The organism is Kluyvera sp. 1366, assembly GCF_054823405.1.
On the sequence record NZ_JBTRDW010000002.1, the window covers coordinates 17,856 to 31,088 of the forward strand.

Here is a 13,233-nt window from a genome sequence, read left to right on the forward strand (position 1 = left end):
GTTATTGAGCGGAGCGCATCGCCACCGGTTGGGCGTTCACCGGCATGCCAGGCATAAAGACTTTCTGCAAGCCGTTAACGATCACCTTGTCGCCGGGCTTCAGGCCTTGCTGCACAATACGCAGACCATCGGCTAACTCGCCGGCCTGAATATCGCGGCGCTGGGCTTTACCTTGCGCATCGACCACGTAAACGTACTTACGATCCTGATCGGTGAGCACGGCTTTATCATCAATCAACAGGGCGGTGAAGTCGGCGCGGCCCGGCAAGCGCACGCGCGCAAACAGGCCCGGTGTGAACTGACGCTGCTGATTATCCAGCGATGCGCGCATGCGGATGGTGCCGGTGCTGGCGGTCAGCTGGTTATCGAGGAAATCCACGGTGCCGCGATGCGGAAAACCCTCTTCGCCGGTCAGCGCTACTTCTACCGGCAGCGACCCGCGATTTTCGCCTTTACGCGCCATCGCCTGATAATGCAAATAGGTGGCTTCATCGACGTCGAAGTAGACGTACATACGTTCCTGCGATACCAACGTGGTCAGCACGCTGGCGCTGTCACCGGCGGTCACTAAGTTGCCGGTGGTGATCATCGCACGGCTGGCGCGACCTTCAATCGGCGCGGTAACGCGGGTGAAATCAAGATTCAGCTGCGCCATATCCACCGCCGCCTGTGCTGACAGCACGCTGGCCTGCGCCTGATTAGCCGCCGAGCGACGCTGTTCCCACTCTTCGCGTGACACGACATTGGTGCCGATCAGTTTATCGGTACGCGCCGATTCACTGCGGGCCAGCGTAGCCTGGCTGCGCGCGTTGGCGAGTTCGGCCTGCGCCTGCTCGAGCGTGGCGCGGTAGGTGCGATCGTCAATGGTGAACAGCACCTGACCTTTTTTCACCTCATCGCCTTCGCGATAATTAACCTGATCGATATAGCCCGAAACGCGCGGCCGCAGCTGCACGCTCTGCACCGCTTCGAAACGGCCGTTAAAGCTATCCCATTGGCTGACTTTCTGCTCTACCACCTGCGCGACACTTACTTCGGGCGGTGGCGGCGGGGCGTTTTGCGCCACACCGCGATCGCAACCGGCCAGCAGGCTTCCCAGCAACATCACTCCTGACAGGCTTACCGCCCATTGAACCCTGTACGTTTGCAGATGCATTGTTGTTATTCCGCTTTGGTGAAAATGAAAGGAGACGTACGAAAAATCTGCAACTTTTATGATTGCATTAAAACGCCACGAGTGTAGGCTTGCTCAAACTGCATCTGCAAGAATATCTGATACACTTTATGTGCGGTTTTGATCATTACGTTGCAGAAGGATCAAAGCCCCTACGCGCAGTGCGGCATTTAATGCAATAATAAAACTTGCATTAACTGGCATAGTCGTTCAACCTTAAAGTGTAATTGCAACTGATACTGATACTGTTCGCAACGGCGACCGGAGAAAACGAGATGATGACCACCGCATTTATTCACGATTTGATCGACTGGATTGACAACAATATTGAAACGCGTCTGGATCTGGATACCGTAGCGGGGCGCGCCGGTTATTCGAAATGGCACCTGCAGCGTATGTTCAAAGAGCACACGGGTTTGCCTCTGGGCGAATACATCCGTGAGAAGAAGCTGAAGAAGTCAGCGGATCGCTTGACCACCAGCAATGAACCGATTCTTAACGTGGCGATTTCACTCGGTTTCGACTCGCAGCAGTCGTTTAACCGCAGCTTTAAACGCCAGTATGGCGTAGCGCCGGGGGCATGGCGTCGTCACGCCGCGCCATCCGCCAGCGCGATGCAGTAAACCCCGCCAGGGCCAGCTTTGCTGGCCCGCGTTTTTCCCTGCCCTAAATCTGTTATTATCGTCGTCCTGTTTTTCAGGATGCCACCATGTCAAAAAAACTCTGGATTGCCTTAATTCTGATCCTGGCCGCGTTGTGGCTCGGGCTAAAACCGCGTTTGTCCGATAAATGGTCAGCTAGCCACCCCGATATTTCGCAGCTCACCGATGCCAACACCGTGGCGCGTTGGGTGCAGCAGCATCACACATTACCCGATCTCTATCTCACCAAAAATGAAGCGCGTCGTCAGGGCTGGAATCCCAGCAAGGGCAACTTGTGTGAAGTGTTGCCGGGCCGCGCGATTGGTGGCGATCGCTTTAGCAACCGCGAAAGAAGGCTGCCGATGCAGGCGGGCAGGCAATGGTATGAAGCTGACGTGAATTACGATTGCGGTCACCGCGACGCCGATCGTCTGCTTTACTCAAATGATGGGCTCATTTTCCTCACCACCGATCACTATCGCAGCTTCAAACAGGTGCCTTAACCATGTTGACGCTCCATTTTGACTTTGAAAACTTATCGGATCGTCAGGCGTTTTACCGCGCGCTGGTGCAGCAGAGTGCCTGTCCAGTGGATTTCGGTAACAATCTTGATGCGCTATGGGATTGGCTGACCGGCGGCATGGCGCTGCCGGCCACCTTCTATTTAGCGCATGCCGATGACGCCAGCGTGAGTGCAGAATTCGCGCCGGTGCTGGCGTTACTGGAAGAGGCGCAGCAGCAGTTAGAAGGCGAGCTGCGCCTGGTGCGTGGAGAATAAATTACGCGTGCAGCGGTAACAGCAAAATCGCCAGCATCTGGCGGGCATTAGCGGGCAAATCACCACCGCCGGTGTAGCCGTTGTTCTCAACGATCACCGAATTCAACCCCACCAGCCAGTCATAGATGTAGTAAGCGGTATGATTGGCGGGCGCGGCAGACAAGCGCGTCAAACGCTGTCCCGGCGAGAAGCTGACGCTCGGTGCAGGCGGACGGGCGAAAATCGTCTGACCGCGATTGACGCGGCTTTCAGGACGTTCGCTCTCCGGGCGCTGTAAAAAGCCCAGCCACGCCACAAAATCCCCCAGCACCGTCATGGCGCGTGAAACCTGGCGATCGGTACGCGCTTCATGGGCGCTGGCCTGCGCATCCGGCTCGTTAAGCGCGCTTTGCAGTTTGCTCAGCACCTTGAGACGGAAGCTAGCGGTTATTAACTCTTCCACCAGCATCTCCAGCGTCGGCTTATCGACGTTGAGCAGCGCCAGCAGGCTGCGGCTCTCCGGCAACTGACGCAAGTGCTCCAGCCACAGCGCAAACACCTGCTGCGGGAACTGCTGATCGCGTTGCCCGCCCGAACTGCGCGGCTCAGCGGCAGCTACCGGCTCATCTTTAAACAGATCGAACTCGAAGCCGATGCCGAAATAGCTCTGCTCAGCGGCCGCCGTTTTGGCGCTGTGTTGAATGTGATGGCTGCTGCTCTGGCTCAGCCACAGCTGACGCACCGCTTCACGCGACGGCTGCAAACGCTCCAATAGTTCGCCGTGCAAACCGGTGCGATGTTGCAAGCATTTCAGCAGCGTATCGGAAATCGCCTGCTTGCGAGCTGCCTGTTCTGGCGTGGCGCTGGATTCGGTCCACGGCTGCAAACGTTCCACCAGCTTGTGCTGTAGCGCGCTGAGCTGCAACGCTAAACGCTCACGGCGCGCTTCCGGCTGCATCTCATCCTGCAACCAGCTGCCCATGCGATCGACGCCCGCGCGATCCAGCGCCAGCATCGACCCCCAACTCTGTCCCGGCTGACCAATCTGGCGTTGCACCGCTTCATCAACGTTAATCTGCTGCTGCTGATAGCGCGCATCATGTGGCGTGATCGCCCAAATCAGACGCGGCTTCTCACCGCTGGCGGCGATGGTTTGGTGTATGTGCCACTCGCGCAGCGCGCTGGCGGCGACATCGGTGTCGTGACGCTGGCTGGCAGCGGTACAGATCAGCATCAGATCAATGCCCTGACGCGCGGCGTACAGGCCCGGCAGCAGTGCGCGTTTCTGTTCCAGCAGCGTGGCGCGCAGCGGATCGCGCTTGCGCAGCTGCGCCAGTTCATCCTGTTGCGCGCGATCGGCTGGCGTGCCCGGTGCAGGCAGCTCCAGCATATCCGCATCATCGTACAGCGCCTGACGCGGCGTGGAGCTGAGCGGCAAGGTGATCTCCAACGTCAGCAGCGACAGCAATCCCAATGGAACATGCTGCGCTTTCCCCACGCGATTGGCGACGATCGGACACACTTCGATCATCTCCTGCCAGTCGGCATCATTGCCAATCAGTTTTTCTGCTGGCAGCGCGGCATCGTCCACCAGCACGCTGAGCGGCGCTAACACGCGCGGCGCATGGCGCAGCTGGTGGCGCAAATGCATCAGGCTGCGCAGGCTTTCGTTTAGTGCGTTTTGTCCCGGCCACAGCAGGGCAAACAGCTGCACACGGTCGTCCACGTTGAGCCACGGCGCCAGCGCTACCGCCTGCGGCCAGAAGTGACGATCGAGAATCTCGGCATGACGATGGTGACGACGGCTCCACGCCCATAGCGTGATCAGCGCATCGCTGTCGAGGCCAGGCTGAGCTTCATCCTGACGGTGGCGCTGCAAACGCTGCAATGCGGCATCGATCTGCGCCGTGTCCGGCTGAAGCTCGGTGTTGGCACAGGCCAGCATTAAACGAATCAGTTCCACTTCGCTCAGCAGCGTCATCTCCAGCGGCCAGGCGTTGGATTGCGTTTCACGCTGGTGGCTGAAGCGGGTGGCGATGGCGAAATCGAGATTGCCGGGATTGATGTTCTGAAAATAATTCAGGGTTTTATCGCCAAGACGCGCGATCAACTGGCCTTGCGCATCGCCGACCATCTCACTCAGCAGCCAGGCTTTGCCCGCCTGCGACTGGCCAAACAGCGCCAGCGTCACCGGACGCGCCAGCTGGCGCGCCAATGCATGGCTCTCCACGCGCGCACGGCGCAGCTGCAGCGTCAGCGTTTCAGCTTCCATCGCCAGACGCGGCGCGTGCGCCAGATGGGTTTCCACCCAGTTCAGCGCGCCATCCAGCGTTTCCTGCATCAGGCTAAGACGTTTCGCGGGCGTAACCGGCGAGGCTTTTTTGGCAGTTCTCATCGTTTGCAGACGCTCCCGCTGTCGATCCAATATTGCGCATTCGCGTTGCCGGTGGCAGAAAGCGTGTTCAGTTTCAGACTCAGCTGCTCCAGCGGCACGCGCGTGCCGTCATCCATGCGCGCATCGCTCAGCACCAAACGCTCCGGGCCGAGATTATCCGGGCCGGGCTGCACCGCCAGCTTAATGCGCAGTACGCTTTCGCCGGCAACCTGACGCGCCAGCGTCGGGTCCACAATGCTCAGGCTATACAGCGGCGAGGCCGGCCAGCGATCGTTCTCCAACTGGCGGAAGCCGAGGCAGACGTTGCCGCGAATGCGGAAGCTGCTTTTGCGATCCAGCGCGAAGCTGCTGCTGTCGAGATCGATCTCGCTATAACACAGATTATCGTCGCTGAGCGCCGAGGTCTCATCCAGCACGCCGAGATAGCGAATGGTGGAGTACGGTTCGAAATCACCGGCGCGGAACCAGAAGCTGCTGAGGCGCAGATCGAGCGCCAGCAGGCACAGCATCGCGCCGACTGCGGCGGTGGATTTCGGGTTATCAATGCGGCCTTGCTTGTTGAACGGATACCAGTCGCTGGTGTGATAGCCTTCCAGCGACAAAATACGGCTGCCCGGCAGCGGTTGCAGATGGCGCACCAGCGCCTGAATGCCAGGAAAGCGTGACGGACGACCGGTGAGCAGCAGCACATCGCACTGATACAGCGACACCACTTCACACATCGCGCGCAGCGCCGGAATGATCGCCATACGGTGTTGCAGGAACTCGCCGTGCAGTTGCGCCATGCTGACCACCAGCGGCACTTCGAGCAGATCGAATCGGCTCTCGCCGCCGAGCGTGCGCTGAATTTCGCCGTTCACAAACGCCAGCACGCTGCTGGCCGGTTTTTGCGGCACCAGCTCGCCGAACAGCGCATTGATCTCGCTGTGGCTGTCGAGCGGATCCCAATTTTCATACTGCTCCAGCACCGCCTGCGCCAGCGGAATAAACAGCTGCAGCGTCACTTGCTGACGCAGCGTGGCTTGTCCGTCCATACGGCTGTCGTGACCGAACAGCTTGTTCATCAACGGTTCGGCCAGCTGCAAACCGGCTTTCTGCAAGCTCTGCTGCAACGCTGGCAGAATCCACAGCTGAATCACGTCCAGCAGAATATCGTCACCGGCGACTTTGAAGCCTTCGCGGAACAATAAGCGCGGGGTGATTTTGACATTGTTGCCCTGGCCGTCATCGAGGCGATATTGGGTAATGGCTAAATCGGTGGTGCCGCCGCCGATATCAATCGAAGCGATGCGCAGGCTTTTACCCGGCAGCTCGTCAACTTCACGCGGACGATCCGGGCGCGCCATGCTGCTGAAGAAATCTTCTGCGCGGCCGGCAAAGTTGACCTGGGTTTCGTTGAATAGCCACACCATTTGACCACAGGTGGCTTCGTCCCACTCCATCTGCACATCCGGTACCGGACGCAGGCTGTTTGCCTGGCTGGCGGCGGTAAATTCCTCTTCGGCCGGATGCCAGCCCTCGGCTTTCCATACCAGCGCGATGGCTTCCTGCATGCGGCGACGGAAAATCTCACGCTCCGGCTTCGGCATCGCTGACGGTAGCGTCAGGATCACATGACGCAGCTGGCGCGGCGCCTGGCTTTGCGGCATGCGCTGGCGCTGTGCCACGCTGTTCATCTGCATCATCGCCTGCGCCAGCAGTTCGCACAGCATAAAGGTCATCAGCGAACTGCGGCTGTAGCTGGCGGAGAACACCGGCAGACGATCGTCTTCCGCCAGCGCGTGCAGCGGCTGGCCTTCGTCGTTAATCAGTAGGGTGAACGGCAGCGCGGTGGCTTGCGGCTCATCGCTGCTGCCGTTGGCGTTGAAGCGCCAGCCTGGCTGATAGCGCGCTTCATCCCACAAATAGCGGCGCGGACTGGACAAACCGGTGCTGCCTTCGGTGCCGGCACGCAGCAACGCCAGACGGCTGGCTTCCCGGCCTACGCGCGTCAGCGACGGCCACATAAAAGCGTTTTCGCGGCCGCTCTCCAGCGAGAAGTTGGCCTTACCGAAACGGGTTTCAGCAAACTCCAGACGGCTGTCGAACAGCTCGTTGTAAACCTGATGCGGCTCGGAGAGATCGCGCAGCTGCAGCTCGTAGGTTTGACGCAGGCCGCTGCTCTCTTCGGCGTGATCTTCCACCAGAATGCCGCAGGTATGCGAGTTGCCGACGTCGAGAATGATATCGACGTTGACCGCCGGGGTTTGCAGCGAAGTTGCCTGAATATAGATTTCCGCCAGATCGAGCTGTTCGCCCAGCAGTTCCAGCAGGTTGAGATAGTGCGCCTGATATTCGAATTCACGCAGCGCCTGGTTCAGCTCCTGCTCACGGCGTGATTCCAGCGCATGCACCTGCTGGCTAAAGGTTTCACGCAGCCAGCCATCAACCCACGTATGGTCGAGAAATTCGCCCAGCTCGTAGTTGTGCCAGGCGAGGGCGAAACTGACGCCGTTCTGCGCATCGGCTTTGCTTAAACCGTGCTGCTCGCCGCCATCCTGCTCAGACACAATGCGCGTATCAAAGGCGAGGGTGATGCGATGGGTGTTGCCTGCCGCGTCAGGTTGCGCCAGCGGCGCCAGATGCAGACGCGCCCAGTTGTCCGGGCCGCCGATAAAACGACGTCCGCTGGTGCAGCGCAGCACCGGCAGCGGCAGCCATTGATGGGCCAGCAGTTTCAGGGAATCGGCCAGCGCGATATCCGTTTCCGGTCGCACCACTTCCGCTGCGCCGCCATCTTCCGGATAGAGCAGGAACTTGCCGCTGTTGCCGTCGACGTTGAGGCGCAGCAGCGGGCCGTTGGCGGTTTGCCGCACGAACTGGCGGCGTGCCTGCAACGCAGGTAAACGCAAACCGAAATCAAGAAACTGCACACCGCTATCTTCAATCAGCGTGATTTTCTGTTTGTCATCGATGAGGGGAGCCAACATGTTTACTTACTCTCACGCTTAATCGTCAACGGGAAGACCTGATCTGCGCCGTATTGCGCAGTACAGCTGGCGATGCCATCACCGGCTTTACACACCAGTTCCGGCATGCGGTAACGCGATTTATCGCTGCAGGTCGCAGTATAGCGGCTGCGCACTTCCATGCTGCCGGCACTGGTCATCGCGGCGGTGACATCGGCTTTACAGCGGATGTTGTCGCCCTGGGTAATGGTGGCGGTGCCTTTGCCGTTGCGGATTTGATAGCGCAGGCTTGGCGGTTTGCCGGTCGGCAGATTGGTTTGACGCAACGTGACGCGCCAGGTGCCGTTAATAAATTTCACCGATCCAACGCGCGCATCTTCGGTGGTCATCACCAAATCATCGGCTTTGGCCGGTTCGGTGTGTTCAGCCACCACCTCAGGCGGCGCGACAGGTGTGGCAACCGGCGCGGCGGCAACGACGGTGGCGGCGGTTTGTGGCAGCGTGGCGGCGAGTTTTTCCGCTTTAACCATCACGGCAGGCGGCTTACTCACCGGCACCGGCACATCCGCAACGCGAATCGCAGCAGGTTGCGGCGCGCTGTGCAGCCAGTAGGCGACGCCCGCAGCCACCAGCGCCGCAACCGGCAACAGCAGCATCAGCGGACGCACGGCAAAGGCGCGACGTGGCGGCGCGACAGGTTCGGGTAGCGGTTCAGGCGCGGCCTCAGCAATGTCCTCAACCGCCGGTTCTTCGGCTTCAGGTTCCGGCTCAATCACCGGTTGAGCAGCGGCAGGCGGCACCTCGATCAGCGGCGCAATTACCGGCGCAACCATCAGCGGAGCAGGTGCTGGCGGTTCTGGCAGCAGCGGCGGCAGCGCATCTTCCAGCGAATCGCGCAGGCAGGCCAGCGCGTCATCACGCGAACGCGCCTGCGGATCAACAAAGCCCCAGAAGGTGATCACCGGTTTGCCATCCACCAGATAAACGTACTGCTGATCCGGGAACTGCAACGTTTTGCTCAGCAACGCACCAAACAAGCGCATCGCCGGATTCTCCGCGTCGCGCGCGCGCAGGCTCAGCGCCTGCAGATCCTGCTGGTTTAGCGTCAGCAGTTCCAGCGCCTGACGGCGCTCGTGATCGCTGGCACCCAGCCAGGATTTTACTTTGCCAGTAAACGGGGCGTACCAATCGAGGCGGTCACCGCGCTCGTTGACCTGCGGGATCGCGAGGCAATTGGCCAGCGTGGTTTGGCGGCGCAGGCGCAGGGTTTCACGGATTTGCAGCGCGGACGTCCAGACCGGCTGGCCGTTTTCACCCAGTGCCAGTACCGTGTCCAGATTGCCGCTGCGCAGAAAAGTTTTTGCCACTCGTTGGGCCCTTATCGGTGGTTGTCTGAGGCAGAACAGTGTGTGTTTTTGGCGATGATAGTGATCTTAAGCCAAATGCAGCGAAATCAAACGGCTGATAAAGGGGGAAAAACAGGGCGTTTTTCCCGCGTGCGGAGAAGATTGCTGAAATTTTAAGCGCGGCTGCGCGGGGAAAGGATCGCATAGGTCAGCATGCCGCCGAGCAAACCCCAAAAGGCGGAGCCGATGCCGAGCAGCGAAACACCGCTGGCGGTGATCAGAAACGCCACGATGGCGCCGTCGCGCTGATCCGGTTCGGCTAAGGCGCGCTGCAAACTGCCGGACAGCGTAGCCAGCAGCGCGAGGCCCGCCAGCGTGGCAATCAACACCGGCGGCAAGGCGCTCAGCATGATGGCGATCAATCCGCCGGTAAATCCGGTCAGCAGATAGAACACGCCCGCCAATGCCGATGCCATCCAGCGGCGCGCCGGATTCGGATCGACATCGTCGCCCATACAGATAGCAGCGGTAATCGCAGCGATACACACCGAAAACCCGCCAAATGGCGACAGCACTAAAGCGATAAAGCCGGTCCAGCCGGTGAGCGCTGATACCGGCGGCTGATAGCCGTGCGCCTGCAAGGTGGCGATGCCGGGCGCATTTTGCGACGCCATAGTGACGAGAAAATAGGGCAAACCCACGCCAATCAGCGCCGCCAGAGTAAACTGCGGCATGATGAATTCCGGCCGACTGATCGCCAGCGCATGCGGCGGAAAGTGGATCGATTGCTGGCCGAGCGCCACCAGCACGCCCGCGAACAACGCCAGAATGATGGCGTAGCGCGGCAGCCAGCGGCGGCTCAGCAACCACACCAGACACATGCTGCCGCACAGCGCGAAATTGCTCTGCAAACCGCTAAAGGTGCCGATGCCAAATTTCAGCAGAATCCCGGCCAACATCGCGGCCGCCAGCGATTGCGGAATGTGATTCATCAGGCGGGCGAACAGGCCGGTAACGCCGCATAACACAATCAACAGGTTGGTGGCGACAAACACGCCCACCACTTCATTCAGCGTCAAACCCTGCACGCTGGTGGCGAGCAGCGCCGCGCCAGGCGTCGACCAGGCTGCGAGGATCGGCAGGCGTGTCCATAGCGATAAGCCGAGCGAGGCCAACCCCATACCTACGCCGAGCATCGACAGCCAGCCGCCAATCTGCGCCGGCGAAGCGCCCGCCGCCTGCGCCGCCTGGAAGATCAGCGCTGCCGTGCTGCTGTAGCCCACCAGCACGGCGATAAAACCCGAAATCAGCATCGGGAAAGAGAAGGCACTGCGTGTGGTGGCGGTGGTCATCAGGTCACATCCGGTTGTGCGTTATAACGCACATTGTGGCATGGAGCGTTATAGCGCACAAGTGCTACACTGCGCGCGAGCTTTTCGGGAGAACACATGGAAAATTTGCATCAACATTTGAGTCTGGCGCTGAAACAGCTGCGTCAGGCCAACGGCTGGAGCCTGACGCTGGCAGCGGATCGCACCGGCGTGAGCAAAGCGATGCTCGGCCAGATCGAGCGCGGCGAATCGAGCCCCACGGTGGCGACGCTGTGGAAAATTGCCACCGGCTTTAACGTGCCGTTTTCCTTCTTTGTGCAGGGCAGCGATCAACCGCCGGGCAGCGTGGCGACCTTCAGCGAGCCCAACGCGCAGATGCAGGTTAAGCCGCTGCTGCCGTACGATGCCAGACTGCATTTTGATCTGCTGGAAGTGACTCTGGCGGGTGGCGCGCAGAGTGATTCATCAGCGCATGAAAGCGGGGTGATTGAGCAGGTTGTGGTGCTGGAAGGCGAATTGTTGCTGGGCGTGGAAGGCACATGGCGTCGCTTGCTTTCGGGCCAGGCCAGCCAGTTCGCCGCCGACACGCCGCACAGCTACCGCAATCCTCTCAGCACGCCGCTGCGTTTCCACAGTTTGATTCATTATCTGCAGCGCGCCTAGGATCGCCATGCATGGCGGCCACCTAACAATCTGGCACAATTACAAATTGATACGAAGGTAAACTACACAGTTTGCCTTCGTATTTATATACTCGCGGCTCATCAGTAAGGAGAAGGTGCCATGAGCGACCTCAACAGCGCGGCGGCGTTACTGCGCAGCATCAATGGCAAACTGGCGCGTCGCCTGCGTGAATCGGCGCCGCCGGGCGATCTCACCTGGCCGCAGGTGTCGGTACTTGGCTATCTGGTGCGCGATGGCGCTATGACGGTAACAGAATTGGCTACGCTGGAAGGGGTGCGCACGCAGTCGATGGGTGCCACCGTGGCAAGCCTGCAGACGCTGGGTATGGTGCAGGGCGCAGCCGATCCGCTGGATGGCCGCAAAACCCGCTATCAACCCACCGATGCCTGCCTGAAACTGATTGCTGCCAACCGCGCACAGCGTGATGACTGGCTGCTCAACAGCATTGCAACGCAACTGAACCCGCAGGAACAGCACACGCTGCTGGCCGCGCTTCCCTTACTGCAACGACTTGCCGACCAATAATCCTGAGAGGACTCAACATGGCTTTAACTACCCTTGACGACAACACCGCGCTGATTGTGATCGACCTGCAAAACGGCATTGTTGCGCTGCCGGTCGCACCGTTAGAGGCGCATGAAGTGATTGAGCGCTCAGCGCGTCTGGCCGATGCATTCCGCGGGCAAAAGCGCCCGGTGGTGCTGGTCAACGTTGCGGGCGGCGCGCCTGGCCGTAATGAGCAGCCGAAACACGCTGGCGATTTGCCAGCCGATTGGGCGACGTTGGTGCCGGACCTGGCGCAGCAGCGCGGTGACATCATCATTACCAAAAAAACCTGGGGCGCTTTCCATAACACGGATCTGCACGAGCAGCTGCAGCAGCGCGGCATCACACAAGTGGTGATTTGCGGCATCGCCACCAGCATCGGCGTGGAATCCACGGCGCGTCAGGCGTATGAGCTGGGTTACAACGTCACGTTGGCAACCGACGCCATGACCTGCCTGAATGCCGAAACGCATAAAAACAGCGTCGAGCGTATCTTCCCGCGGCTGGGCGAAACCGGCACAACCGATGATGTGCTGGCGTTGTTGAAGTAAGGAACATCGTAGGGTGCGCATTCATGCGCACCTGGCTTGCAGGACGCCATGAATGGCGAGCCTACCGTTCCTGCCATGGATTCAGCAACATCACGCCAGTGGTATCAAAATCCCGTACGTTACGCGTGACCAGAATCAGCTCGTGATGAATCGCTGTCGCCGCGATCAGCGCATCGGTATGTGGGCGTTCATCAGGAATATGCAGCTGAGCGCAAAGGCGGGCCACGCTGCTATCAATAGAGAGTGTACGCCAGGAAAATTCTGTCAGAACCTGCTCTTGATACCAGCGCTGTAAATGATGGGCTTGCTGAGGGTCTTTACGGGCGAACTTAAGGATACCTTTTTCAATTTCCATCAGCGTCAATGCTGAAATAAACATCTCTTCAGCATCAATACTTTTAGCCCAGGCAATCACCTGAGGATTGGCTTTAGGCGTCCCTGCCTTACGTAATTCTGAAATAACATTGGTATCCAGCAAATAGCGCATTAGAACTCCACATCCCTGTTGATTATGGTCGCACGTTCTGGCTCAAAATCGATATCTACGCCGTCCGGCATGGCGAGTGAATCTACGATGCTTCGGTTTGAACCCGTGAGTTTTTTATACGCTTCAAATGTCAGTAAAACATGTGCAGGATTGCCACGGTCAGTAATATAAACCGGGCCTTCCTCGGCGGCTTTCTTGGCCCGGGATACCTCCTGATTAAAAGCTCGACTGCTGATTCTCGTCACTGTCATCACGACCTCCATGATATGTAGAGATGTTGCTACATAACTATAAAGCAATATGCCGTGCTGGACAATATTCAACCAATAAAAAGCCCCGCAAGCGGCTTGCAGGGCTTTAATATCATCTATCC

13 protein-coding genes are annotated in these 13,233 nt (G+C 59.2%); 6 read left to right on the forward strand and 7 right to left on the reverse strand.

Going from position 1 to position 13,233, the window contains the following annotated elements; genetic code table 11:
- Nucleotide 1: 1 nt before the first annotated feature.
- The gene (locus tag ACVLVH_RS03600; protein WP_192411913.1) at nucleotides 2-1,156 is read right to left on the reverse strand and encodes an efflux RND transporter periplasmic adaptor subunit; all 1,155 of its coding nucleotides are present in this window, start codon (nucleotides 1,154-1,156) and stop codon (nucleotides 2-4) included.
- 293 nt (nucleotides 1,157-1,449) lie between these two features.
- On the opposite strand from ACVLVH_RS03600, the gene ACVLVH_RS03605 reads away from it, so the two are divergent.
- From ACVLVH_RS03605 to ACVLVH_RS03615, 3 genes are all read left to right on the forward strand, one after another.
- The gene (locus ACVLVH_RS03605; RefSeq protein WP_008110158.1) at nucleotides 1,450-1,797 is read left to right on the forward strand and encodes a helix-turn-helix domain-containing protein; all 348 of its coding nucleotides are present in this window, start codon (nucleotides 1,450-1,452) and stop codon (nucleotides 1,795-1,797) included.
- A gap of 86 nt (nucleotides 1,798-1,883) precedes the next feature.
- Nucleotides 1,884-2,318: a ribonuclease domain-containing protein gene (locus ACVLVH_RS03610; protein WP_192411912.1), complete on the forward strand. Its 435-nt coding sequence runs from the start codon at nucleotides 1,884-1,886 to the stop codon at nucleotides 2,316-2,318.
- A 2-nt stretch (nucleotides 2,319-2,320) separates the two neighbouring features.
- A complete protein-coding gene (locus ACVLVH_RS03615) occupies nucleotides 2,321-2,593 on the forward strand; it encodes a barstar family protein (RefSeq protein ID WP_137385714.1) in 273 nt (90 codons plus the stop codon).
- Between the two features lies 1 nt (nucleotide 2,594).
- Here the strand turns inward: ACVLVH_RS03615 and ACVLVH_RS03620 are convergent, their stop codons facing one another.
- From ACVLVH_RS03620 to ACVLVH_RS03635, 4 genes are all read right to left on the reverse strand, one after another.
- Nucleotides 2,595-4,967, reverse strand: a complete 2,373-nt coding sequence (locus tag ACVLVH_RS03620) for a virulence factor SrfC family protein (protein ID WP_192411911.1) — start codon at nucleotides 4,965-4,967, stop codon at nucleotides 2,595-2,597.
- Nucleotides 4,964-7,936, reverse strand: a complete 2,973-nt coding sequence (locus ACVLVH_RS03625) for a virulence factor SrfB (protein ID WP_192411910.1) — start codon at nucleotides 7,934-7,936, stop codon at nucleotides 4,964-4,966. The genes ACVLVH_RS03620 and ACVLVH_RS03625 overlap by 4 nt, the downstream gene beginning before the upstream one ends.
- A 2-nt stretch (nucleotides 7,937-7,938) precedes the next feature.
- Nucleotides 7,939-9,282, reverse strand: coding sequence for an SrfA family protein (locus ACVLVH_RS03630; RefSeq protein ID WP_192411909.1), 1,344 nt, complete (start codon nucleotides 9,280-9,282; stop codon nucleotides 7,939-7,941).
- Nucleotides 9,283-9,434: 152 nt separating this feature from the next.
- Nucleotides 9,435-10,613 (reverse strand): benzoate/H(+) symporter BenE family transporter, encoded by a 1,179-nt coding sequence (locus tag ACVLVH_RS03635; protein ID WP_192411908.1) that lies wholly within the window; start codon nucleotides 10,611-10,613, stop codon nucleotides 9,435-9,437.
- A gap of 96 nt (nucleotides 10,614-10,709) precedes the next feature.
- On the opposite strand from ACVLVH_RS03635, the gene ACVLVH_RS03640 reads away from it, so the two are divergent.
- From ACVLVH_RS03640 to ACVLVH_RS03650, 3 genes are all read left to right on the forward strand, one after another.
- Nucleotides 10,710-11,255 carry a helix-turn-helix domain-containing protein gene (locus tag ACVLVH_RS03640; RefSeq protein WP_192411907.1) on the forward strand — a complete coding sequence of 182 codons (546 nt, stop codon included), beginning with the start codon at nucleotides 10,710-10,712 and terminating at the stop codon, nucleotides 11,253-11,255.
- Nucleotides 11,256-11,375: 120 nt separating this feature from the next.
- Entirely contained in the window at nucleotides 11,376-11,801 is a 426-nt protein-coding gene (locus ACVLVH_RS03645) for a MarR family winged helix-turn-helix transcriptional regulator (RefSeq protein ID WP_192411906.1), read from the forward strand.
- A gap of 17 nt (nucleotides 11,802-11,818) precedes the next feature.
- Entirely contained in the window at nucleotides 11,819-12,373 is a 555-nt protein-coding gene (locus tag ACVLVH_RS03650; protein WP_192411905.1) for an isochorismatase family protein, read from the forward strand.
- A gap of 61 nt (nucleotides 12,374-12,434) precedes the next feature.
- On the opposite strand, the gene ACVLVH_RS03655 is transcribed toward ACVLVH_RS03650, so the two are convergent.
- Nucleotides 12,435-12,860 (reverse strand): type II toxin-antitoxin system VapC family toxin, encoded by a 426-nt coding sequence (locus tag ACVLVH_RS03655; protein ID WP_192411904.1) that lies wholly within the window; start codon nucleotides 12,858-12,860, stop codon nucleotides 12,435-12,437.
- On the reverse strand, nucleotides 12,860-13,111 hold the full coding sequence (locus tag ACVLVH_RS03660) for a type II toxin-antitoxin system prevent-host-death family antitoxin (RefSeq protein WP_101764487.1): 252 nt from the start codon (nucleotides 13,109-13,111) through the stop codon (nucleotides 12,860-12,862). Before ACVLVH_RS03660 ends, ACVLVH_RS03655 begins: the two co-directional genes overlap by 1 nt.
- Between the last annotated feature and the right edge of the window lie 122 nt (nucleotides 13,112-13,233).

Bases quoted from the DNA above. Each gene is read 5' to 3' on its own strand.
- ACVLVH_RS03600 (WP_192411913.1), bottom strand. From the start codon at position 1,156: ATGCATCTGCAAACGTACAGGGTTCAATGGGCGGTAAGCCTGTCAGGA.
- ACVLVH_RS03605 (WP_008110158.1), top strand. From the start codon at position 1,450: ATGATGACCACCGCATTTATTCACGATTTGATCGACTGGATTGACAAC.
- ACVLVH_RS03610 (WP_192411912.1), top strand. From the start codon at position 1,884: ATGTCAAAAAAACTCTGGATTGCCTTAATTCTGATCCTGGCCGCGTTG.
- ACVLVH_RS03615 (WP_137385714.1), top strand. From the start codon at position 2,321: ATGTTGACGCTCCATTTTGACTTTGAAAACTTATCGGATCGTCAGGCG.
- ACVLVH_RS03620 (WP_192411911.1), bottom strand. From the start codon at position 4,967: ATGAGAACTGCCAAAAAAGCCTCGCCGGTTACGCCCGCGAAACGTCTT.
- ACVLVH_RS03625 (WP_192411910.1), bottom strand. From the start codon at position 7,936: ATGTTGGCTCCCCTCATCGATGACAAACAGAAAATCACGCTGATTGAA.
- ACVLVH_RS03635 (WP_192411908.1), bottom strand. From the start codon at position 10,613: ATGACCACCGCCACCACACGCAGTGCCTTCTCTTTCCCGATGCTGATT.
- ACVLVH_RS03640 (WP_192411907.1), top strand. From the start codon at position 10,710: ATGGAAAATTTGCATCAACATTTGAGTCTGGCGCTGAAACAGCTGCGT.
- ACVLVH_RS03645 (WP_192411906.1), top strand. From the start codon at position 11,376: ATGAGCGACCTCAACAGCGCGGCGGCGTTACTGCGCAGCATCAATGGC.
- ACVLVH_RS03650 (WP_192411905.1), top strand. From the start codon at position 11,819: ATGGCTTTAACTACCCTTGACGACAACACCGCGCTGATTGTGATCGAC.
- ACVLVH_RS03655 (WP_192411904.1), bottom strand. From the start codon at position 12,860: ATGCGCTATTTGCTGGATACCAATGTTATTTCAGAATTACGTAAGGCA.
- ACVLVH_RS03660 (WP_101764487.1), bottom strand. From the start codon at position 13,111: ATGACAGTGACGAGAATCAGCAGTCGAGCTTTTAATCAGGAGGTATCC.